We start from the raw sequence: 23,865 nt of genomic DNA on the forward strand, positions 1-23,865 counted from the left end.
TAAACTTATAGCATCTTCTAAAATCCCAATAAAACCAGATAGAAGCTTTGTCAGGATAACATTTAAAAAAAGGAAAAACAGGCTTCACCAAACATATAAATAGCTTAAGTTAATAGCATTGGTGTCCCCACCGACCAGCTTTTATTCCACCGGTGAGGACAACCAGCCGATAGGACGATGTGAAATAGTCTACTGGTCGGTGTCCCCACCGACCAGCTTTACATCATCATCTTCCTCTACTGATTACTGTCCGAACCGACCAGTTACTAGTCAAATTTCACCGTATAGCTTTTATTGGCTACAGTATTCATCTCCTTTATTTTACCATTATACATCAGTTTGCAGCTGCCACCTTTGCGGGAAAGGATAGTGGCACCTGTTAATTTCCCATCTTTCCAGGTCATATCAACCACAAAATTACCTCTGGCTACAAAACCTTTAACAGCACCCATTTTCCATTCAACAGGCAATGCGGGCAATAATTCGACGTAGTTCTGATGGCTTTGCAAGAGCATTTCGGCTATACCTGCTCCACCGCCAAAGTTTCCGTCAATCTGAAAAGGTGGATGTGCGCCAAACAAATTGGCATAAATCCCACCGCCGCCATATTTAATGGCTGCATCTTTACCTACAAAACGCATCAGTTTTTTCACGGCATCGTAAGCGCGCTCCGCATTTTGCATCCTGGCCCATAAGTTAATCCGCCAGGTGATGGCCCAGCCTGTACCTTCGTTTGTACGTAATTCGAGCGATTTACGTACCGCATCGGCTAGTTTTGGTGTTTCGGAAGTGGTAATACTGTAACCCGGATAAGCAGAAAACAGGTGCGATAAATGCCTGTGATGCGGTTCGCGATCTTCCCAGTCATGGTACCATTCCTGGAGGTTTCCTTTTTTACCGACCTGATAAGGATAAAGTTTAGCCATAGCCTGCTTCACTTTGATTTGCATGGCTTCATCTACTTTTAATATTTCAGCCGTTTTAAGATAATCGGTAAATAACTCCCTGATCATGGCCATATCGGCGGTACTGCCATACAAAGTCTGCCCCGCATAGCCTTTATCGGTGATGTAAACGTTCTCGGGCGAAGTTGAAGGTGCCGTTACCAGATAGCCTTTTTTATCGGCGGTTAAAAAATCGAGGCAAAACTGCACCGAACCTTTTATCAAAGGATAAGCCTGTTGTTTTAAGAAATTCTGATCGCGGGTAAAAGCATAATGCTCCCACAAATGGGTGCTTAACCAGGTGCCACCCATTGGCCAGTTGGCCCAGCAAGGATCGCCCTCGCCACTATCACCTACCGGATTAGTCATGGCCCACATACTGCTGTTGTGGTGACATACCCAGCCCCCGGCATTATAAAAATTCTTAGCCGTAATGGCACCCGGAGCGGCCAGGCGATCAATAAAATCTAACAAAGGCTGGTGCATTTCGGGTAAATTAGCTGCCTCGGCTCCCCAATAATTCATTTGAGCATTAATATTGGTGGTATAATTGCTGCTCCATGGTGGCCGTACCGATTCATTCCAGATGCCCTGTAAATTAGCTGGCAATCCCCCCATGCGCGATGAACTGATTAATAAATACCGACTGTACTGATAAAATAAGGCAATTAAACTGTTGTCGGTTTTACCAGAGGCAAAACGGTTGAGGCGGTCTATAGTATTTAATTTTTCATTTTCGGTATCACCAAGTTGTAAAGATACCCGGTCAAAATATTTCCTGAAATCGACCTGGTGGGCAGTTTTCAAGCTTTCATAATTGCGGTTTGCCACATTCTTAAGGTAAGCAGCAGCTATCGCATTTTCGGCTTTGCCTGCTGTACCCGGGTTCTTGTCAATTCCATTGTAACTGGTAGCCATTGACAGTGCCAGCACTACTTCTGTTGCGCCTTTAATGCTTAAAGTACTATCTTTCAAAAGCTGCTTGCCATCGGTTTTTAATACTTTTAGCATCGAAACAAAGCGCATGGCATTTACGGTATCGTTTACTACAGCATTGGCAATGTTGCCGCGATAATTGGGTTCGGTGTGCACCGGAGCCCAGCCTTTAAGCAACAGCATACCTTGTTTAACCAAACTTTTGGCCAATAGTTTACTATCGAAATTACAGGTGAAATTAAGTTTATCTTTACCGGAAGCGGTTAGCCTGAAAATAATAAGCTGTTGCGGATGCGAGGCAAAAGATTCGCGTGTATAGGTAGTCTGATTCGCCTGATAACTAACTTTCGACACCGCGTTCTGAATATCGAGTTCCCTCCTGTAATTGGATACCTGGCCGGTGTTGGCAAAATTAAAAAACAGGTTGCCCAGGGGCATAAAAGCTTCAGAGTATGGTCCCTGCATAAAATGTGCCAGCGAATCGGCCTTTTTGTAATCTTCGGCAAACAATGCTTCTCTTACCGGAGTCAGGTAATTTTTAGCATTGGGATTTATTTTCGAAGCATCAATCGGTCCACCCGACCATAATGTTGCCTCATTGAGCGAAATCCGCTCTTTGGCAATACCACCATAAACCATCGCCCCTAAGCGACCGTTACCAAGGGGTAAAGCTTCTTCAAACTGGGTTGCCGGCTTGGTATACCAAAGTTTGAGGGCATTATTTTGCGCATTAACGCTTAAGCTCACAATGGCACATAGTAAAATCAATAAAAATCTCATTTTCATTTGGTTAGTCTGTAGGATTTAGGCGTAAATTAAATAAAAACAAGGCGTTAATCGTCAATTGTTTTAGCAAAATCTTAAACTTAATTATCATGCTTACTTAATTCTGGATTTACGGGGATTTCAAACTGAATATCAGATTTGATATCTGCCTTAACCATATCTTTCAATTGTATTGTTGGTTTTTCGTTGCCAAACTGGTTTCCTTTAATTAGTACGCCGCTACAACCCCAAAAATTTAGCGCCGCACGTACTTTACCGGCTGGCATAAAATCAGATTTTTCTATCTTGTTATTAATAAAGCTCAGTCCTTTTGTACTTTTTGCCGATAAAACCGGGTAGTCGTACTGCCTGAAAGTATTATTTTCGATCCTGATGTTGCGGTGCACATAATAATTTTTAACCCATTCGATGTTTTCGGGATTGATTTTAATGGCGTAATTATCCGATCCGCTATTAAAACCGCATTCTATAAACTGGTTATTGCGGATGGTAACATCAGCTACCGGACCCGATTCGTACCAGCCCATGGCATCATTTTCGATCAGGATAGCATGCATACCGGTACGGTAATAGACATTGTTTTCGATGAGTACCTTGCGCCGTGTCGTAATCAGCGTTCCGCGCGAAATGGTACCTTCAAACCTGCAATTTGTAATTTTTACGGCTGGTGTCCAGGTTACATTTTCTAAAGCATCGCCCACTTTCAATTCTGCAGGAAAAGGTTTTTCGAGCTCAACCAGCATTTCGCGTTCAGAGATTAATTTAGCGGTTTTAATTATCCCTTGAGCAAAAATCTGGAGCGCAGCACTGTGTACGTAGGCTACGGTATCACCAGGTATAAAAGCATTGAAGCCATAAGTCTGGTGGTGCATAAATTTTAGTTTTAAGGTATTGGGCGATACCATTTCACTTACTTTCAAATGCGTGCCATGCACATTAACCGGATCATCGTGCATGCCGTTATACCGGCAATTATTTAGCGTAATCTGGCCTTTACAACCCGAAAAGTGCATGCCATCGGCCGATGAAGCAATCACACGACCACTCCCCGGCTCTGGTGCTACAGCAACATTATCGTAATGCAGGTTTTCGCAAAATTGCGATACGATGCCTAAACCATGCATCGAATACATATTAACGTTTTGTAAACTGATATTTTTAGACCGGTTATTAAACGCTCCCACGTAATCGCGGTAACGGTCTCTAATCGTCAGCACATCTCCTGCCTGGGCTTTAAACCTCGTAAAATTACCGGTAAATTTCACCGTGTATGGCGCAATCTGTTCGGCCTTGCTTTTGGCAAAAACATCCCAGTTACTGTAAAATAAAGTGCCAGCGTTTGGCCTCACCAACACGGCATGATGGTTTTTGGTAATCCATTTTTCGCCATACCACTCCAACTGGCCGTTAATAATGGCGAATTTACTATCGGGATGCACTTTAGCGGTAACCGAAGTTGGGGTAATTTCCTCCAAAGTCATTTCCGACATGCCTGGCCTCTCGTAATTAACCGAGAGATTTTGAATGCGCATATTTTCGCTCCCATCAATTACCCAGGTAATCATTTTACCGTGAAAAACGAAAACTGAGCCATTGCCTTCTATAGTAACATTTTTTAAATCTTTAAGGTATAAGCCAACTCTTTGCTTTTTAACCGGAAATTCTACTTCCGAAGAGCTGTTTGAAATATAATAATGGGTTTCCGCAGCACTGTCGGGCCAGAAATCGTATCTCCCCTTTGGGAAATTCAATACGGTATTAGTTTGGCCTTTTGCTTTTTCGATTGCTTTTTGCACACTGCCAGTAGCGTCGGCAAAACTGTTGGGCCGGGCACCAAATTGGGTAACATCAATGGTTTGCGCGTAAAGCTGGTAGCCCATACACCATAGTAAGAGGGTGATATATTTTTTCATTGTGTGGTTATAAATATAGCTTTAACCAATTAATAATGCTGCTCTATTCATCTTTTTTATCGTTCAAAAGCAGCGGTATATTCGGTTAATTTTTCAAATCTATAATGGTTTGATACTGTGGAACAGCTTTAACTGAAATAAATCTTGGTCCTTTGGTTTTAATTTCCTGCACTACATCGGCTGGTACACCTGTAGTTTTATCGTCCCAATCTTTTAAATTAAGGCTTAAGTTGCCATCTTCCCAAAACCTTTTGAGACTGATTTGCCAGGTTTGTCCATTAAATAAGTTATCGGTTTTGATCGTCCCTTGCTGAATCAGATCGCAGGCATTCCCCAGGTAATTTACATTTAAGATCACATCGTTTACATTTTTAGGTAGTGCAGGGTTCAGGATCACGTCAGCTATTTTATTGGTTGGGAATTTCATCGCTATTTGCGGATTATATGCTGGTGACTGCCAATGATAGGTATCGAAAAGTGTGCTTGTAGTCTTTGTTGCTACTGCACTAAAAGTCTTCAAGCCTTTGGGGTAAACCATTATATCGAACGCAGGTTTGTTTAATTGTTTCAGGTTAAGCTGGTCTTTTTGCATTACAACATCGGCCTCGGTAATTAAAAGCGCATCCTGTCCTTTCAATTTTGTTCTCCAGGCATTTTCAGCCTGCGTGGCGGTAATAAATACTACTTTGATGTGGTTTCCGTCTATATCGTTAAAGCTGCAATCGGTACGGCTACCGGAAACCAATTGTAACTGATTACCGTTTTGGCTGACTTTCCAACCAGCAATATCTTTACTTTTTAGCGTACGGCTATCGAGTGCCAACTGAGGGTTTACGCTATTCAAACACTTAAAAAATAAGGTAATATTTTTACCATTTATGAGTTTAGCGAAAGGCTGCGCAGTGGCATATTTAATTAAAGCCGAACCCGCTTTTAAATTGAAAGGTAAAATTGCTGTGGTTTCTCCCTTAAGTAATAGTGATGGGAAATGAATGGTTTCTTCGGGCAGATTAACCTGCATCGAAACCGTTTTGTCGGGCATGGAGATACGTACCTGTGTGTTGCCTAAAAACAAAAAGCCACTGTTACCCTTTGCCCTGGCTACATACCTTAAATCGGCGGTATTTTTCTCGTCGCGCACCGGTTTTTCGGGCTCGTAAACCTGCATGGGTGCCAATTCGGCCCCGAAATCGTTAACAAAAGTATGCAGTACTTTTAATTGCTTATACGAAGGTCTTAGCAAACCAAATTCATCAATCGGTGCCTGAAAATCGTAACTTTCAGGATGACCAGGTTCTTTTAAACCAGGTGTTTGTGTACCACCATGAAACATGTAATACCCCACCAGATTCATCCCCCGGCCAATCTGGTTCTGCAAATGTGCCGCTATTACTTCTGGTGCAACTACAAAGCGGTTGCGGTAGGTCATTTGGCTGCCGGCACCCTGTTCGCATAATCCTCTTGGAAATTTATTTACATCGTAAAAAACTTTGCCCAGTGCATCCGTCATGATCCATTGGTCGTTACCATACAGAAAGTCTTTTGTAGCCACTCCTCCAGCCCTTTCCCACCCCCTGTAAGCATAAGAACCTTGTAAAGGAATGACTTCCATTTTGTTATCATCGAATACTGTATTAGCGGTTACACTCCAGTAAACCGGATTAATTTGTACTTTTTGGGCCATTGCTTTCAACGTGCTAATGTGTGCAGCCTGCCCGCTGGCATATTCATTTTCTAGCTGAATGCCAATAATTGGCCCACCTTCTGTAAAAAACAAGCTTTTGGTTTGCTGCGCGATCTGATTAAACAAAATCGCTGATGCTTTCAGGTATTCGGGATCGTTGCTACGGTGCCCTTTCAGGCTTTGTATCCAATCGGGAAAACCGCCGTTTAACTGTTCGCCATGACTCCAGGGGCCGATCCGCAGCCACACATAGAGGCCATATTTCTGGCAAAGCTGAATAAATTGATGAAGATTGCGGTTTCCTTTCCAGTCCCATACGCCTTTCTCTCTTTCATGTTCGTTCCAGAAAACGTAGGTAGCCACAATAGACAAACCGCAGCTTTTCATCTTTAAAATTTCTGTTTCCCAATCTTCGGGCCTTACACGATTATAATGTAATTCGCCCATCATCGGAAACCAGGGCTGATTATTTTTAGTGAAGTATTGACTGTTTACGCCCAACCGGGTGCCTGCAGGGTTTATTCCCGACATGGGAATAGGGTTCCTTTCAGGCGCAGGTTTGTTTTTAATATCAATCTGATAAACCTGGGCTTGTAAAACCGATATTAAAAATACGAACAGTCCCGATAAAAGTATTTTTACCTTAATCATCTTAATTAATTTCAAATGTGTGTGTGTGTGTGTGTGAAAAAAGAGCCGTTAAAAATTTTAACGGCTCCAAACTAAACCAACTAACTCCTAATTATTTGTAAATGAGGTTATATTAATGGTCCATACCCTGCTGGCACCATTCGCTGCAGTTACCACATATTTAAGTGGTTTCGTGGCATCTGTAGGGTCGCCGAGTGCAGGCGTTCCTCCTGTTGGTGAAATGCTTGCTGCTGTAGATATATTGAGATAAAACCACAAATTGCTTTGTACAACCTTTGCTTTCTCTACAGCTGTAAACTGGCCACTGGCGGCAGGCACCGATATGACTACATTAATAGTAGCATTTGTTTTATCAACCGTTTGGGTTACATTTAATTTCTGATAGGCTACGATGGGTTGTCCATTCATAGTAGCCGAACCATTAAAGCGGTGTTCGGCATTAACCAATGTAATTTCATTGGTGTCGTACAGGGGATAATCCTTCAAATCCTTTTTTAAGCAAGAGGAAAACAAAGCCAACGATGCGAGCATCATCAGGAAGGATATGTGTTTTATTTTAAATTTCATGATTTGATTGATTAAGGGTTACCATCCTGGGTTTTGCGGACCGAATTTTGGATTGTTATCGATTAAGTTTTGCGGTATTGGGAAAAGATATCTTCTGGAAGCATCAAATTTGCGGTCGTTGTACTGCCGGCCAAATGGCCCAGTTACAATAGAAAAAGATTTGCGGTCTTTTGATATGTCCATTACACGCATGGGCTCTGTTAACTCTTTAATGGTACCACCAGGCGCTATACCATCATTTGCATCACCACCAAATCTGCCCCAACGCAATAAACTGTAATAATGATCATTTTCTTCTGCCAGTTCAACCCTTCTTTCTATTCTATAATCTTTCCAGGCAGCAGCAAGTGTACCTGCCGCTGAAGCCGGAAGTTTTCCATGAAAAGTTCTGGTTTTATTCAGGTTTAATAAGGCACTGGTTAAATCTCCTTTTAATAAATAAGCTTCGGCCAGGTTTAAATACACCCGACCTAAACGCATGCAAACAAAATGATAATCGGTACTTACACTATTTAAATAAGATGGACTTACATTGGTATACAAACCTTTGCGCCAATACATATTACTTAACGTACAATCGTAGCCACCACCATTAATGGTACCTAAAAACCTGCCCGAGTTACCTTTTAAACCGGTGGTAAACAATTCGCCATAAAAACGGGTCGAATCGCTGATGATAGAAGCTTTCCACCTCGCATCACGGTTTTCGTTGGTTAAAGTCCACATGGTTTCTGTACTCCCAGGTTTAATACGGCCCATTTTAACCACAATATCATTGTTTAGCTTAGCCGTTTTATCATCAGGAAAGCCCGATTTAGCAAAGGGTGCTACTACGTTTACACTTTCATCAACCGCATTAAGGTATTGCGAAGTCTGGTTCCAGGCCACCACTTTATTTGGATCGGCTTTATCAACCGTTAAATAATCGTCGGTAAAGTTCTGCGCAGGGAAATTTTCAGGCCAAACCTCAAATGGTACCGGTTTATTAAATAAGGGCGTACCACTAAACTGAATAATAGTTTCGGGTTTAATGTTAGGCAACTGGTGCTGCATTGGTGTACTCGATAAGGAGGTATTGATTGCCTTTTTGTAAATGGCAAAGATGATCTCATTTGAGGTACTTTTGGTTTCGTTAAACATACCCTCATAATCGGCTTCCAGCGCATAACCACCACTGATTACCAGTTGTGCATTGGTAATAATTTTATCCAGTAAAGGATCGTTTGTTGCAACATTTGGTGCCGCCGGATAGTTTTTGTAGGCCAGGGCCTGCAAACATACTTCACTTAAAAATGCTGCTGCCACATATTTATTGGTTCTGCCGGTAATTTTCGTGGTTGGTAAATCGGCTACAGCATCTTCCAGGTCTTTAATAATGAAATTATAACTTTCGGTAGGATTGGCTGTACTTGGCACTTTAAGATCGTCGTTTTCAGTCAATACCTTATCTATCCAGGCAATACGGCCGGTTCTTCTGGCGATGTTATAGTAAGACATCGCCCTTAAAAACTTCGCTTCTGCAATAAGTGCTTTTTTATCTGCATCTGCTATACCTGCCGATTCGCTTACATTCTTAATAATTACGTTGCAACGACGTACCGAACCCCAGTTATTAAAACCATAGTCATTTCTGTTGGTCAATGTTTCCGAAAAAACGGTAAAGGCATTATCGCCGTTACCATAAGCTCCTAAAATATTGGCAGAGTATATATCTTCGGCACCTTTAAGACCTGAATTATAGGCATCCATGATACCATAAGTTGCAAAAACAAAAGTTTCGGCATTGGCTTTACTGCTCCAAACCACATCCGGACTAATCAGACTAAGTGGATCGGCATCTAATACCTTCTTACAAGAGTTTAAAGCCAGCATAACGGCACAAACCCAAATTGTTATTATAATTTTTTTCATGACTTTAATGATTAGAAACCTACATTTAAACCTATTGCAAACGTGCGCTGGATCGGATAATCGTAATTGTTGGTATTCGATTCCGGATCGATAAAATAGTCGGTACTGTTTGATGAGGTTAACAGGTTAGTGCCTGAAACAAACAAACGCAGTTGCTGAAATGGTGATTTTTTAAGTACGCTTTCTTTAAAATCGTAACCAAACTGTACATATTTTAAGCGCACATATTTTGATTTAACCAGCCAGAAATCACTTCCTGTAAAATTATTTCCGCCATTTACAGTTGTTGCACTCACTGCTCTTGGAAAAAGTGCATCGGTATTATCTGGTCGCCAGTAATCGAGCTGAAAACCATAAGCCAAAGGATTTTGCGGATCGCCACCTTGTACTGCATTTCCTAAATAACGGTCGCGGTTACCAGCACCCTGTACTACTGCATTAAATGTAAATCCTTTATATCCCAAATCGATGGTTACGCCATAATTGGTGCGTGGAAAAGTATTGCTTCCGATTCTTCTAAAATCATCGCCGTTAATCTGTCCATCGCCATTAAGATCCTGATACCTTAAATCGCCAGCCACCACATTGGTTGAGCTGATACGGCGGGCACCGTTTAGCAACTGACTATTTGAAGTATAGAAGCCAGAATTATAATAACCTGTTTGTAAAAAGCCTCCGCTAGTATTGGTAGTACGGGTGTAAGGATTTTTTAAGGTGGCATCGTCGTCGCCAGGATTTCGTTCCCATAACGAGTTGTAACGGGTAAAATTAAGGCCGATTTTGTAGGTAAACTTGCCTATATTGCTCGCCCAGTTGAGATTAAAATCGTAACCCTCGGTACGTAAAGCACCTTCGGTAAAGTTAATTTGTGGCAAACCGATACCCAATGTTGACGAGAAACGAGGATCGCCGGTAACGAAACCTGTTCTGCGGGTGTAATAATAATCGAAGGTACCGCTTAACCGGTTATTCAGGGTTCCAAACTCCAATGCTAAATCCCTGCTACCAATGGTTTGCCAGGAATAGGTACTATTTGGTAAACTTCCCGGTTCGGATGTGCCTTGTACCAGATTTCCGTTTACCACATAAGCTGTTGGGTTAATGCTGTACGATGGTACATAACCAAATGCACCTACGCCGGTCTTATCGCCCAGCACACCATAAGAACCTCTCAGTTTTAAAAAATCAAGAATATGTCTGTCTTTCAGCGATTTCATAAATTTCTCTTCAGAAATAATGTAGTTACCAGAAACAGCGTAAAATGTACCCCACTGACGGCCAGGAACAAACAGATAATCTCCATCCCTCCTAATCGATCCTTCTATAGAATACCTCGACTTATAGCTATACGTTAACCTACCAAGTAAAGCCGCTCTTGCAGCTTCCGTTTCCCCACCACTTACCGATTGGTCGAGCGCTGGCCCGGCAATCAGCTGGTCAAAAATAATCTGGTAATTTTTCCGGTTGCCCGAAATGTTAGAAGCTTCATCTTGCTGGTGCTCAACCACTCCGGTAAAATCGATACTATGATCGCCAAAGGTTTTGCTGTAAAGCACATATCCCTGTAAGGTTAAAGTGCTACCCTGGCCCTGACCTACAGTTAAACTGGGCGGATTACCGTATATTGGAGTGGTACTGTTCAGATTGTAAGCCGGCGCAAGGTAATTCCAGTTTTTGCTTACATTGTTGTAAGTGGTATAGGTACCGTTTACCTTAAACTTTAAACCTTCTAAAAAGTGTGCAGTATATTCAAGCCCCAGGTTGGTATTTAAAATTTTTGCAAGCTGCCTGTTGTATCCCGATTGTGGATCAAGCTCACGAACAGGATTATCTGGCTGTGTGGTAGGCAGGCCAAATTCGTTTACAGCCAGTTGTGCTGAGCCCCTGTTCTGGATGTGGCTGTAAATGCTTCCATATCCAACTCCAGGCGTAACATTACTTTCGATAAAACCATCCAATCCGGCATTTACTTTAAGATTTAGCTGATCGAATTGACTGGTGGTATTTAAACGATAAGTTGTACGCTTGTTATAATTCTGGTCGGTTCTTAAAATACTTCCCTGGTCGTAGTACGAAAGGCCAGCATAGTAAGTTAACTTTTTGGTACCCGAGGTTACTGAAAGGTCATGTCGCATTTCAGGTGCGAAATTCTTCATGGTCAGTGCCTGCCAATCGGTATTGGGGAAATTAAAAGGATCAGATCCGGTACGTAATTTCTCCAAATCTGCAGCCGATCTGAACGGGCTTCTGCCCTCATCGGCATATAACCTGTTTAAAGCAACCGCCTGATCGTATGAGCTGATTTTTTCAGGGAATAATGTTGGCTGCGAGAAGATCTGATTGTAAGCGTAACCAATATTTATTTTTCCTTCACTACCGCGTTTTGTCGTCACCAGTATTACTCCGTTTGCCCCCTGATTTCCATACAGTGCTGTAGCTCCCGCATCTTTTAATATCGAATAACTCTCGATATCGTTCGGATTTAAGTTTGCAAAATCGTTAGCCGAACGAACAATATTATCGATTACAAAAATAGGATTCTGCCCACGGATAGAGATGCTGCTTTTCGCACCCGGTGCTCCACTACCTGCCGTTACTATTACCCCAGGTAACCTACCCGCAACTGCATCATTTATAGACTGCACGGGTAAAGCCGCTACGTTACCCATATCCAGGGTAGAAATAGCACTGGTGGTTTTGCGTTTGGTGGTTTTACCATAAGCCTGTACCACTACTTCATCCAGGTTGTTATCTAATGCTTTCAAAATTACCGTTAATGAGCCTGTAGCTTTTCTTTCAACGGTTTCGTAACCGATAAGCGAAAAAACAAGGGTAGCATTATCAGGTACCGAAAGGCTGAACTTACCTTCGCCATCAGTAGATGTACCGATTCCCTTTACGCCTTTTACCGTAATGGTAACTCCGGGCAGCCCAACACCTGTACTATCTTTAACAAGGCCTTTTACAATAACTTCCTGATTAACCATTTCATCTTTCAAAATGGTAATGAGGTTATTCTGCTGGACAGAAAAGTTGAGCGCAGTGCCCGAAAGTAAGGTACGCATCACCTCTTCAAGCGAAGCCTGATTGGTTTTGATGCTGATAACCTTATTAAAAGGGCCTTCAGTAGGACTATATACAAAACGATAACCACTTTGTTTTTCAATGGTTTGTAAGGCTTTTTCGAGCTTGATGTTTTTAAGATCGAGCGTGAGTTTTTCTTGTGAAAAAACCTTTGCAGAAACATTTAGGCAGGTAATAAAGACTAATAAGAATGCAATCTTCATTTGGATGATGACTTTAGAAAGGAGCCTGAGCCATGGTGAGGCTTGACTAATGTAAATTTTAATCATATTTTTGTTTTTTGATTGGTTTATTTGGGGCTACGCATTTCCAGTGAGGAACCCCAGATTAGAAAAAAGATCAAAAAAATTAATTGGGGAATGTGTTCGAGCACTTCCCCTTTTTCTTTTCGATACAGGTTTATTTTGGTTAGTTTGTTTATTTGGTTATCGTAATGTGCTCTCCTTTCTTTTTAAACTTAAATTGTTTTACTTGTTGCAAATTGTGCAATACAGTTAGGATGTCTTCATTTTTAAAGTTGGCAGTGTAAACATAATTCGCTACTTCTTTATCTTTAAGTTCGATAATTACATTAAACCAGCGTTCAAGCCGCACTTTAATAGCTTCAAAATTTTCGTTCGCAAAAATGAGATTGTTATTTGTCCATGCCGATTCTACTACCTCTTTGTCTATTACGGTAAGGTTATTGACTTCAATTTTAGGTAATCTTTCTGCCTCATCAGTAGCAGAAAGGCCCGGATCTGTCTGGGCTTTTTGCGTGTGATAAGTAATTTTCTGACCAGCTTTAAGGATAATGGTGTTTTTGTTTAAGCCGGTATTATCTTCGAGTTTAATGGTTCCCCGTACAAGGGTTGCCGCCGATTCATCCTCGTTGGCATAACTCTTTACATTAAATGCAGTGCCCAAAACGCTGATTTTAAAATCTTTGGTTCGTACAAAGAAAGGTTTGCCAGCATCGTGTTTTACATCAAAATAAGCTTCGCCCATTAGTTTAACATTTCTGTCCTTTTGGTTAAAATGTTCTCCCAGTTCAATTTTACTGTCGGCATTAAGGTATACCAAAGTACCATCGGGTAAAGTAATTTTCTTCTTCTCTCCTCTTTTGGCAACAAAATTTCCGGCATAGTGAACGGCCTTGTTCGGGCGCTCATAAATCAGGTACATCAATCCCGCCAAAAACAGGATTAATACCGATGCCGCAATGGTGTAATGTACAGCGCTGAATCTTTTAACTTTGGCTACCGGGTTTAGCTGCGCTGAGAGGTAATCTATCTGTTGATTAACAGGCTTTAAATTACCACTTAAAAGCTGGTACATTTTTTTTGCCGCGAGAACCGTTTTATGTTTTTCAGGATGTTTATTAATCCATTCCTCCCAGAAAACCACACATTTTTGGTTACTACCTTCGCAATATTGCTTAAAGGTATCATCCATTAAAAAATCTTCAGGGTACTTATATTCATCAACCATGGAACGGGCTTTTTAATACCAGTGCTCAGAAGGTGATTTTTTTACCAAGTATTTTTTACTTTTTTTTAATTTATTTTACAAATGTGCCCGGAATGGACTGGAAAGGCTAAAATTTAAGCTGGGTGCGCAAAAATTTTAATGCACTATAAATGGTATTATAGGCTGTTCTAACGGTTAATTGTGTTCTCTTAGCCACATCTTCATAACTCAAACCATCATAAAAGCGCAATTGAATTAATTTCCGTTGCTGAGGGGTTAACTTTTCGAGGGCAGCAAGTAAACTGTTTTTAACCAGCTCATCTGATTGGATTTTAACGATTAACTCTTCATAAGGCATTTCCAGCAAAGCCTCATCTTCGGTCACAATTACCGAAATGGCTTTATTCAAACGTTGCTCCTGCGCGATGCGTTTTAAAATTTTCCTTTTTAAAATGGTGCGGAGATAAGATTCAACCTGCTCTACCCTTGGAAGCTTATCGTGTTTCTCCCAAAGTTCGAGAAACACCTGGTTCAATGTATCGGTAACCATTTCAGAATCGCCGTAAACCCGCAAACCGAATCCGGCTAAACTCCGGTAAAGACCTTTGTACAGATTTAGAAAAGCGTCTTTCTCCCCCATGCACATGGCCTCCCACCACAGCGTATGGAGGGTGCTCTTATCGTCGGGAAAATTATGCTTGTCCATAATAAATTTTACAGCAGTTCTTTCCCCCTACTGAACTTGAAGTTCTTGCATTAAGGCACTTTTGAAAAAATATAGTCATTAAATCTTTTAAGCGGGCCACGATTTCAGGGATGTGGCATTGTATTACATTTATTTGGTTGGCACCAAGTTACAGGTTAATATCGAAATACCATTATTTTTTTCTGAAGATCCGATCCTAACAAGTAGTTTTCAGGCAAGAAGAAATGTATGGCTGGTGATTTGAGGATGCCCAATAGCAGGCAGTTAGAATATCATAAAAAGCAAAACGGGGACTTTCTTCTTTCGATTAAGTTCCCCGTTTTTAACTTTAAAAACAACCATAGCTGTATTTTAAAGCATCTAATTCTTGTTACCTTGATTTTTCCGTTATCGTTAGGTTTTGCAACTTTTACGATTCGTGAAAATTTATTTCCAGCTCTTCTGTCCGTAAACTTCTTAGCTTTCAATAATCTCTGTTAGGCCTGTGCGGTTTTCTTATCGGCCAATCTCGCGATGGCGATATATATTCTTACTCGGTTTAACCCTTTCTGAAACTAACCGTTATCCTTGTAAACTATCCGAAATCTGTCACCTCTCGGTTCTTTATTTCTTTTGGATTGTTTTATCAGAATTCAAAGTACTTCGTATTTGATATGATCTAATTTAGGTGTAAAAGCATTCTCTGTCAAGAAAAAATAATGATTTTTATAAACAAAGTTTTCAACCTAAATAAACTGGTTATCAACAATTTAAACCATTTAAAAACCTGTTTTTAATGCTAAAAATGCACTTATTTTAAGTTTATTAACATTGTCCCGTTTTTCACTTATACACAAAATGTATTCAACTCACAATCAGCGGCTTGCTGTTTTTCGGCGTAAAATGCTAAAAAAACAAAAAACTTAATTTCAATCTCAACAAAAAGAATGGCTATTATGTTATTTTTGTAATATGCAGATCAGGCAACCCATCCGAAATATTCAAGACTTTTTATTGAGTACGTATTTTGCCGACGGCCTGCGCATTACCATTGGTGTACTGCTACCCTCTTTAATATTTGCACAGTTTGGCATGCTTAAATACGGCATGACCTTATCGCTCGGCGCTTTATGTGTAAGTGTGGTAGATAGTCCGGGGCCAATGGTACACCGGAGAAATGCCATGTTTATTACCACGGCACTGATTTTCACTTTTTCTATTATTACCGGCCTCACCAACAAAAACCATTACTTTATTGGCTTTTTACTGGCTGTATCGAGTTTTATATTTTCGATGTTTTACATCTATGGTCTCAGGGCAGCCTCGGTTGGTACCGCAGTGTTGCTAATCATGGTACTCAGCATCGACGATATCAGGCCCTGGCAGGAAGTATTGCTCCACTCAGCACTCGTTCTGGCAGGTAGCTTATGGTATACCGGTTTAAGCTATTTTGTTTACCGCCTCCGTCCCTTCAGGCTGGTGCAACAATCGTTAAGCGATTCGATTTTAGAAGTAGCCGAATTTTTAAGGGAAAAAGCCAAATTTTACCACCAGAACAACAATTATGAAAAAACCTACGCCGATCTGCTACAGCTACAGGTATCGGTGCATGAAAAACAGGATGCCGTTAGGGAATTGCTTTTCAGAACGCGCGAGATTGTTCGCGATTCGACACCCGAAGGCCGCTTCCTGTTATTGGTTTTTGTAGATATGGTCGATCTTTTTGAGCAGGTAATGTCTACTTATTACAACTATCAGCAGCTGCACGATCAGTTTGATAAAGCTGGAATCCTGTCTGATTATGAAATGGCCATTAAACGGATTTCTTATGCTTTAGATGACATTGCTTTTGCGCTGAAAAGCGGTGGTACACCAGTTGTTTCTAAACGGCTGCTCATTGAAATAGAGCGTTTAAAAATCAAAATCAATAACCTCGAAAAAAATAACCAAAACCAGGAATACAATACACTTGGAATTATTGCGCTGAAAAACATTGAGGTGAACATCGAAAATATCCTTTCGCGTGTTAAAACTATTTTCAGTTATTTTAAAATCAGGAATAGCAAAGATATCCGCCAGGCAGAGGTAGATACAGAAAAGTTTATTACGCGCCAGAAGTTCGATTTTAAACTCTTTACCGAAAACTTAACTTACAGTTCTTCCACTTTCAGACATTCGCTACGCGTTACCGTAGTGATGTTGCTGGGCTTTGTGGTATCGCTGGCCTTAAATTTCTCGCACAGTTACTGGATTTTACTCACCATCCTGGTAATTTCGAAACCTGGCTTTAGTTTAACCAAAGAGCGCAATTATCAGCGTTTAATCGGTACAACCGTGGGTGCATTTGTGGGGATGGGTGTGCTTACCTATATCCACGACAGAAATACCTTATTTGTAATTTTGCTGATTTGCATGATTGGCTGTTACAGTTTTCAGCGTAAGAATTACGTAGTAAGCGTACTTTTCATGACGCCCTATATCCTCATTCTCTTCGATTTTTTAGGAATGGGATCTATTGCTTTGGCCAGGGAAAGGATTTACGATACGTTTATCGGCTCGGGCATTGCGCTGCTGGCCAGTTACTCGCTCTTCCCTACCTGGGAATACGAAAACCTGAAAGAGGCCATGATCGATATTTTAAAAGCCAATAAGGATTATTATGACCAGGTGATTAAATTGTATTTTGAAAAAAGCTACAACCGTACAGAATACAAACTGGCACGTAAAGAAGTATATGTAAGTACCGCCAATCTGGCTTCGCTGTTCCAGCGGATGTTTTCTGAGCCGAAGAGCAAACAGCTGTTCATTAAAGAAGTACACCAGTTTACCTCTTTAAGTCACCTGCTTTCCTCGTATGTAGCCACGCTTTCGCTTTATAACAAGGAACATGAGTTTGTTTTCGAAAGTTTTGATCACTTAAAACCGATTGCGAACAATACCAATTACCTGTTAGATGCGGCTATTGAAAATCTTTTAAAAGGCACCAGTACCATTGACAATGTACCTTTAATCAGATTAAACGATAATGGTTTAAGTGCTAAAAAAGGCGAAGACCTTGTGCCGGAGCAGTTCGATTTGATTCAGAAAGTTGCCTATGATATTTACAAACTCTCGGTTAAAATAAAACTATAACCTTTAGTGTAGCCATTCTACGTTTAATATAGCGGTTAGAATTAATGTATGAAATACCTGTTAAAGCAACACCAAAATATGGATAAAGTATAGATAGAGTATAGATAAAGCATCCGTAAAGCATAGATAGAGTATAGTTAGCTAATTTCACTTTAACAGACTTTTGCTACTTAAACCCTCTTTTTAATGAATTTTTATAAAAAAAACTGCTTGAGGGTAAATCAAGAAGGCTGAATAGTTAACTTTTATTTAATCAGACAGGCATTAAAGGGTAAAGTGTACGATTCTCCGTTATCGAGTTTAAAAGTAATCTGCCCATCACAACCAAGCTGTTTCTCTGCAATATCCTTAGCATTAAAAACAACGGGATAAAAACGTTGTTCGGTATTGTCTGATTGAATTGAATCCGTTCGAACTTTGAATTTCAGTTTTAGCTCAATATTACCTGCTGTAACCGTTATCTTCTCAATCTTATTGAATTTAGATTTGGTAGAAAAATCGAGCAACAAGGCTCCGGCTGCATTAGTCGCATCGCTAAAAAGGCTAAAAGCATAATAAGTTTTACCCTCGCGGAAATACTGGTAATCCAGTTGCTTTTTCTGACAATAAGCGGTGTTGGCCAAAACAAAGCAAAACAGGAAACAAACTAAGGTTTTCATCATATTAAAATCTGGGGCAAGGCACTTTAAACCCTTTAAAGTTATTGTGCCGGTATATAAAAGAGAGTTCGTAAGTACGTGGTGTGGCATTTAATAATTTACTGCCGTACACCGTATAATTTATGCCTGCACTAATATTGCCAACAGCCGCACCCACGTAAGGAAAAAACGAAGCTTCGTTAAATTTATACCAAAGTCCTAAATTCAGTTTCACTTTGGTTTCTTCGCCAGGCTTTAAGCCTAAAACTGTACCCAATATGGCATCTTTGTTTTTATTCTGCACATTGTAAACCCCGGTAACATTTAAATCTGCAAAATCATTTAGCAGGTAAACCATACCCAGATTAACGGTTCGGCGGGCAGCTACAAATTCGCGACTGCTGTTTAAAAGAGCGTCCTTCGGCCGGGTTAAATGGTATTGCGCATAACCAGCGGCAATACTTAACCTATCAAAATTTGCAGCAAAATTGACCCCGATATTTACGTCGAAATAAGCTGTTTTATCGTTTTTTAAATCGAGGTAATTGGGCATCGAAGTATCAAAACCACCACCATTATACTGCGAAGCAAAAGTAAGTTTATTATAATCGAGGTATTTGGCTACGTAGGCAATTTGTGGGGCAAGGCCGAATTTAAACCGGTGTTCTTCATCAAAATACTGATAGTAAGAAGCACTGGCACTGAGATATTGGGATTTTAAAGCTTTATTTAACGATTCATCAAACAAACCGCTCAAACCAATGCTAAAGTAGTTATTCGTGAAATTTTCGTCTTCAACTAATTTAATATCACCCGAAACGCTGTAGGTATTGTAAGGATCGCCGAGATTACCCCACTGCTGCCTTGTATTAACTGAAATCCGGTATTCGCCATCAAAGAAGCCCGTGAAGGCCGGATTTAACGAGAGTGGTGCCGCAAAATACTGCGAAAATTTGGGGTCTTGTGCCGAACAACATACAGCAGCCAGGCACATAAAAAATATCATCAGCGCTTTGTACATCATAATATCAGAATAGTTTTTCCTTTCGATTGAATTTTTCCGCCAAACAGATCAATTCCTTCTGCAAACCACGAAAATGTTTCAAGCGGCTGCATTTTGCTTTTAAACTGGCCATCCCAGCCGCCATTAACAAGAGCCTCACTTTCGTAAACCAAAATGCCCCATTTGTTGTAAACCCTGAAACTGGTTAGTTTCTTAACGCTAACCAAAAAAGGATACAAGCGGTTATTGGTTTCCTTCTGTGGGGTAAAGGCGGTTGGTACTATAATTTTAGGCTGTGGCAAAACAGTTAAGGTAATTGGAGCGCTGCTTATACAACCATTCGCACTTTGTATGGCTACATAATAAACGCCTGCCCTGTTCATTTTTGTAGGGTCCTGTACCGGGCGTTTCAAATCCTGATCTTCAAAATAAGTAGCTTTAACAAATGTGCTGCTGCCTTTGGTAATTTCTGGTGCGGTTAAATCGATAAATTCATTATCAAAAATGGTTCTTGGCTGATTTAAAACAAGTTTTGGCGGCTCATTGAAGTTGACTACAATTTTAGCGGAGCTAAAACAACCGCTTTCGTTGGTTGCTTTTACATAATAGGTACCTGGTTTTACAATTGCTTTTGGGTAAGCAAGCGGATTTGTAAGGGCCTTATCGCAAAAAAAAGTGTAAGTAAAGTGGCCATTGGTTTCGATATACAATGCCGGATTGGTTAAATCTACCTTATCGGGATAACAGGCCGTGGCTGGCTGATTTATGGTGAAAACAGGTGGATTCGTTATGCTCACAACTATTTTATCACTTACCATGCAACCCGCTGCACTAACTGCTTTTACATAATAAACTCCGGATTTATCAATATGAGAAGGATCACTTAAAGCTTTACTCAGCGCCTCATCCTCGTAAAAACTATATTTAAATGTAACGTCGCTACCGGCGAAATTTTCCGAAGCAGTAAGATCTACCAGACCGCCCAGGCAAAGGGGTTTTGGATTGGTAATTTTGAGCAATGGCTTCTCTTGAATTGTTACCTCAACCGGAACCAGTTTAGTACAACCAAATTCGTTTGCGAACTTAATAAAATACCTGCCAGAAGTTTTAATGTATTGTGGATCGGTCAAAATTTGTCTTGCAGCCTCATCAGTGTAATAGGTTTTGGTTATCCCCGTCATTTCGCCTACATATAATTCGCTCTTCGTAATATCTACACTTTCCGAATAGCAAACCGCAGCTGGATTATTAACTGTAATATTGGCTACGTTATATACGGCAATATCGATTGGCACTACACTCTCGCAACCTTTGTTGTTGGTGGCTTTAATGTAAAAGGTTTTGTCGGCAGTTATTTTAACAATAGCTCCGATTTGCCTGCTCAGGTCTTTGTCTTCATAAACCAGGTAATTAAAATCAGCAGTCCGGTTTAAGATATACTTTTCACTTAGCAGATCGATTTCACTGTTTTGGCAAACGATATCTTTATTTAGCACCTTTAATTCATAATCAACACCTTTAATAACCGTACTAATTGTACTCGGACAACCAAAACCTGCGTAAGGAACTACATCTAAAACAATCTTCGATCCATCGGCTGGTTTAGGTTTAATGCTGATAGATTGGCCTGTGCCATATTTAACCGAACGGTCGGCATTGTACCAGCTATAGTCCTGAAAGCCACTTGGCCCTGTCATATTTAAGGCATCTGCACTTTTGCAATAAGTACTTCCTGCTATCGGACCACCACAAACGTTGTTTATATCTACATAAGCATAACCAAAATGGCCACCTCTGGCACAATCGGTACTGATAAACTCAATCAGCAATTGCTTACCCTGATAACCCGATAAATTTATGGTAACCGCCGACCAGTCTTTGTAAATTACACCTTCATATTCTGCAGATTTTTTAAAGCCAGGTAAAGAAGAAGTAGCTACATACTCAAAAGAAGCGCAAGGGATATACTCGTTTTTTTCTACATCTTTTACGCGCGCAATAAAACGGGGCTGTTCGTAGGGTTCATGATCGGGATCTTCTAAAACCACCGCATACTGATAGGTTAAGGTAAAGTCCGGCCGGTCGGCAGGCACAGTCATCTGGTACGAAATACCATCAACCTGGCTTCCGGTTCCGTTATCACCAATTTTAGCTACAAAATTACCTCCTGACGGCGGAATCAGACTAAAACCTCCGTATGGATCAACAAGGTTTTTCTTGCTAATAATGCTATGCCTTCCTGTTGCAGGTTTAGGAATTTCGTTCAAAGTAAAAGTAGTTTGATTGTTTTCAATGCTTACCAGACCGGTAAATATCTTCCAGTTCTGAAAATTTCCATTTTCAAAACCAATATTCTCCGGGCAGGATTGCGCATAAGACCTGGTTGGCATAGCAAAGCATGCTATGAGCAACATTAAAAACAATCTATTGATCAACGGGATGATTTAAATAGTTATGATATAAAAATATCGTTTTAGTATATCCAGCGATTTTGTGTCAAGATAAAGTCATGCTTTTTTACACGAAACCCGATACTGATAAATGAGTACAGCTAAATCTTACACGCACTCAACCTTAACATAAAAAATCATAACAAATTGATTTTCAATTATATTACAAATAAAATTATTTGTCCTAAAATTTTCAGATTCATTTTCTTTCTCAGTTTTGATGATAAAAGCGCATATATAACTCCTTGTTTTTTTACATGAAATGATTTTAAAATATTTCAACTATCGCCAAATATGCGCTTAGCAGTATTTTTAAGCAGTCTAACCGCAGCTAAAAACAAAGACAACTGTAATTTGTTAAACTAAATCAATTAAGAAAATTATTATGGAAAAGCTATATACAGCTGAAGTTACAGCGACTGGAGGAAGAGACGGACACATTAAATCGGGCGATGGTATTTTGGATTTCGATGTAAGAAAACCAAAAGAATTGGGCGGACAAGGAGGCGCAACCAACCCCGAAGAGTTATTTGCCGCAGCATGGGGTCCATGTTATTTGGGAGCTTTAGGCTCTATAGCCGAACGCGAAGGTGTAGATGTAAGTGAAGCAAATGTAAAAGTGTTGGTTTCGTTTAATAAGGATGGCAATTCATTTTTGCTATCTGCCGATTTAGATGTCCATATACCCGGTATCTCTCATGAGGAGGCACAGTCGTTGGCAGAAAAAGCACACAGAACCTGCCCTTATTCTAAAGCTACTAAGGGGAATATCGAAGTGAGGGTTACGGCGGTGTAGGTTTTACACAAACCTATATGATAGTCCGTCATCTCGACTGGAGCGCAGCGAAATGGAGAGATCTTTAATTAGATTTCTCGACTACGTTTCACTTCGCTCGAAAAGACGATCTACAATAAGTATGTATTTCTTCGAGAAAAATTTCCTTTAAATACAAAAGGTCCTGGTTAAAAACCGGGACCTTTCTGATTTATATCAAAGTCAGCCTCTGGCTGGCTAAATTATATTGCTTCTTCTTTAACCAAAGTATTCGCCGGACGACCGTTTTTAAAAGCATCGCGGGTTTTTAATCCCAATAATTCGAACATGGCCATATCATCAACGAAAGCCGGGTTTGGCGTAGTTAGTAACTTATCCCCTGCAAAAATAGACCTTGCCCCTGCCATGAAACAGAAAGCCTGCTCTAATGTGCTCATTTCGTTTCTTCCTGCCGATAAACGTACCACTGAATTTGGCATTACAATACGGGCAGTAGCAATCATCCTTACCATATCCCAGATCGGTACACGTGGTTGATTTTCTAAAGGCGTTCCTTTAACGGGTACCAAAGCATTAACAGGTACCGACTCCGGATGTGTTTCCATGTTTGATAAAGTCTGTAGCATCGACACGCGGTCTTCTACCGTTTCGCCTAAACCAATAATACCACCGCTACATACGGTTAATTTAGCTTTACGTACATTATGAATGGTATTTAAACGATCATCGTAAGTTCTGGTTGAGATAATACGTTTGTAATCGTCTTCAGAAGTATCCAGATTATGATTATAAGCATATAAACCGGCATCGGCTAAACGTTGCGCCTGATCTTCGGTAAGCATACCCAGGGTACAGCAAACCTCCATATCCATGTCGTTAACAGCTTTAACCATATCAATAACACGATCAAAATCGCGGTTATCGCGTACCTCGCGCCATGCCGCGCCCATACATAAACGTGATGCACCACCCTCTTTTGCCTTTACAGCAGCGCTCACCACCTGGCTAACCTGCATCATGGGCTGTACTTCTACATCGGTATGGTAACGGGCAGCCTGCGGGCAGTAAGAACAGTCTTCTTTGCAGCCACCGGTTTTAATCGAAATCAATGAGCTTACTTGAACCTCATTGTAATCTTTATTCGCTCTGTGTATGCTTGCTGCTTCGTAAACCAGATCTAAAAATGGTCTATTGTAAATTTCGTATATTTCTTCTTTTGTCCAATCGTGTCTTGTCGTTTGCATTCGGATCAGGATT

14 protein-coding genes are annotated in these 23,865 nt (G+C 40.5%); 2 read left to right on the forward strand and 12 right to left on the reverse strand.

The window, feature by feature from the left end:
* Positions 1 to 266: 266 nt before the first annotated feature.
* The 8 genes from HWV58_RS20565 to HWV58_RS20600 all read right to left on the reverse strand — a co-directional run bounded on the left by HWV58_RS20565 (position 267) and on the right by HWV58_RS20600 (position 14,631).
* Positions 267 to 2,660, reverse strand: coding sequence for a glycoside hydrolase family 95 protein (locus HWV58_RS20565; protein WP_235972784.1), 2,394 nt, complete (start codon positions 2,658 to 2,660; stop codon positions 267 to 269).
* Between the two features lie 86 nt (positions 2,661 to 2,746).
* Positions 2,747 to 4,579: a right-handed parallel beta-helix repeat-containing protein gene (locus HWV58_RS20570; RefSeq protein WP_175635892.1), complete on the reverse strand. Its 1,833-nt coding sequence runs from the start codon at positions 4,577 to 4,579 to the stop codon at positions 2,747 to 2,749.
* An 85-nt stretch (positions 4,580 to 4,664) separates the two neighbouring features.
* On the reverse strand, positions 4,665 to 6,914 hold the full coding sequence (locus tag HWV58_RS20575) for a beta-galactosidase (RefSeq protein ID WP_175635893.1): 2,250 nt from the start codon (positions 6,912 to 6,914) through the stop codon (positions 4,665 to 4,667).
* Positions 6,915 to 7,001: 87 nt separating this feature from the next.
* On the reverse strand, positions 7,002 to 7,481 hold the full coding sequence (locus tag HWV58_RS20580; RefSeq protein WP_175635894.1) for a DUF5018-related domain-containing protein: 480 nt from the start codon (positions 7,479 to 7,481) through the stop codon (positions 7,002 to 7,004).
* Positions 7,482 to 7,499: 18 nt separating this feature from the next.
* The gene (locus tag HWV58_RS20585) at positions 7,500 to 9,392 is read right to left on the reverse strand and encodes a RagB/SusD family nutrient uptake outer membrane protein (protein WP_175635895.1); all 1,893 of its coding nucleotides are present in this window, start codon (positions 9,390 to 9,392) and stop codon (positions 7,500 to 7,502) included.
* An 11-nt stretch (positions 9,393 to 9,403) separates the two neighbouring features.
* Complete coding sequence (locus HWV58_RS20590; RefSeq protein ID WP_175635896.1) at positions 9,404 to 12,679, reverse strand: SusC/RagA family TonB-linked outer membrane protein; 3,276 nt, start codon at positions 12,677 to 12,679, stop codon at positions 9,404 to 9,406.
* Positions 12,680 to 12,893: 214 nt separating this feature from the next.
* Entirely contained in the window at positions 12,894 to 13,946 is a 1,053-nt protein-coding gene (locus HWV58_RS20595; protein WP_175635897.1) for a FecR family protein, read from the reverse strand.
* A 106-nt stretch (positions 13,947 to 14,052) separates the two neighbouring features.
* Positions 14,053 to 14,631: an RNA polymerase sigma factor gene (locus HWV58_RS20600; RefSeq protein ID WP_235972785.1), complete on the reverse strand. Its 579-nt coding sequence runs from the start codon at positions 14,629 to 14,631 to the stop codon at positions 14,053 to 14,055.
* A gap of 993 nt (positions 14,632 to 15,624) precedes the next feature.
* Between HWV58_RS20600 and HWV58_RS20605 the strand changes: the two genes are divergently transcribed.
* Positions 15,625 to 17,742 (forward strand): FUSC family protein, encoded by a 2,118-nt coding sequence (locus tag HWV58_RS20605; protein ID WP_235972786.1) that lies wholly within the window; start codon positions 15,625 to 15,627, stop codon positions 17,740 to 17,742.
* Between the two features lie 245 nt (positions 17,743 to 17,987).
* Here HWV58_RS20605 and HWV58_RS20610 read toward each other — a convergent pair whose 3' ends face one another.
* Genes HWV58_RS20610 through HWV58_RS20620 form a run of 3 tightly spaced genes read right to left on the reverse strand, consistent with a single transcriptional unit; the run spans position 17,988 to position 21,773 of the window.
* Positions 17,988 to 18,404, reverse strand: coding sequence for a hypothetical protein (locus tag HWV58_RS20610; RefSeq protein WP_175635899.1), 417 nt, complete (start codon positions 18,402 to 18,404; stop codon positions 17,988 to 17,990).
* 1 nt (position 18,405) lies between these two features.
* Complete coding sequence (locus HWV58_RS20615) at positions 18,406 to 19,404, reverse strand: PorP/SprF family type IX secretion system membrane protein (RefSeq protein WP_175635900.1); 999 nt, start codon at positions 19,402 to 19,404, stop codon at positions 18,406 to 18,408.
* Positions 19,401 to 21,773 carry a gliding motility-associated C-terminal domain-containing protein gene (locus HWV58_RS20620; RefSeq protein WP_175635901.1) on the reverse strand — a complete coding sequence of 791 codons (2,373 nt, stop codon included), beginning with the start codon at positions 21,771 to 21,773 and terminating at the stop codon, positions 19,401 to 19,403. The genes HWV58_RS20615 and HWV58_RS20620 overlap by 4 nt, the downstream gene beginning before the upstream one ends.
* Positions 21,774 to 22,218: 445 nt before the next feature.
* Here HWV58_RS20620 and HWV58_RS20625 point away from each other — a divergent pair, with 445 nt between their 5' ends.
* Positions 22,219 to 22,629, forward strand: a complete 411-nt coding sequence (locus tag HWV58_RS20625; protein WP_175635902.1) for an organic hydroperoxide resistance protein — start codon at positions 22,219 to 22,221, stop codon at positions 22,627 to 22,629.
* Between the two features lie 221 nt (positions 22,630 to 22,850).
* Here HWV58_RS20625 and bioB read toward each other — a convergent pair whose 3' ends face one another.
* Positions 22,851 to 23,852 carry a biotin synthase BioB gene (bioB, locus tag HWV58_RS20630; RefSeq protein ID WP_175635903.1) on the reverse strand — a complete coding sequence of 334 codons (1,002 nt, stop codon included), beginning with the start codon at positions 23,850 to 23,852 and terminating at the stop codon, positions 22,851 to 22,853.
* Positions 23,853 to 23,865: the final 13 nt, after the last annotated feature.

Origin of the sequence: Pedobacter ghigonis (assembly GCF_903166585.1) — a bacterium.
Taxonomy (GTDB): Bacteria; Bacteroidota; Bacteroidia; order Sphingobacteriales; family Sphingobacteriaceae; genus Pedobacter; species Pedobacter ghigonis.

Coding starts and splice junctions, on each gene's coding strand:
- HWV58_RS20565 (WP_235972784.1), bottom strand. CDS start 2,660: ATGAGATTTTTATTGATTTTACTATGTGCCATTGTGAGCTTAAGCGTT.
- HWV58_RS20570 (WP_175635892.1), bottom strand. CDS start 4,579: ATGAAAAAATATATCACCCTCTTACTATGGTGTATGGGCTACCAGCTT.
- HWV58_RS20575 (WP_175635893.1), bottom strand. CDS start 6,914: ATGATTAAGGTAAAAATACTTTTATCGGGACTGTTCGTATTTTTAATA.
- HWV58_RS20580 (WP_175635894.1), bottom strand. CDS start 7,481: ATGAAATTTAAAATAAAACACATATCCTTCCTGATGATGCTCGCATCG.
- HWV58_RS20585 (WP_175635895.1), bottom strand. CDS start 9,392: ATGAAAAAAATTATAATAACAATTTGGGTTTGTGCCGTTATGCTGGCT.
- HWV58_RS20590 (WP_175635896.1), bottom strand. CDS start 12,679: ATGAAGATTGCATTCTTATTAGTCTTTATTACCTGCCTAAATGTTTCT.
- HWV58_RS20595 (WP_175635897.1), bottom strand. CDS start 13,946: ATGGTTGATGAATATAAGTACCCTGAAGATTTTTTAATGGATGATACC.
- HWV58_RS20600 (WP_235972785.1), bottom strand. CDS start 14,631: ATGGACAAGCATAATTTTCCCGACGATAAGAGCACCCTCCATACGCTG.
- HWV58_RS20610 (WP_175635899.1), bottom strand. CDS start 18,404: ATGATGAAAACCTTAGTTTGTTTCCTGTTTTGCTTTGTTTTGGCCAAC.
- HWV58_RS20615 (WP_175635900.1), bottom strand. CDS start 19,404: ATGATGTACAAAGCGCTGATGATATTTTTTATGTGCCTGGCTGCTGTA.
- HWV58_RS20620 (WP_175635901.1), bottom strand. CDS start 21,773: ATGCCAACCAGGTCTTATGCGCAATCCTGCCCGGAGAATATTGGTTTT.
- HWV58_RS20625 (WP_175635902.1), top strand. CDS start 22,219: ATGGAAAAGCTATATACAGCTGAAGTTACAGCGACTGGAGGAAGAGAC.
- bioB (WP_175635903.1), bottom strand. CDS start 23,852: ATGCAAACGACAAGACACGATTGGACAAAAGAAGAAATATACGAAATT.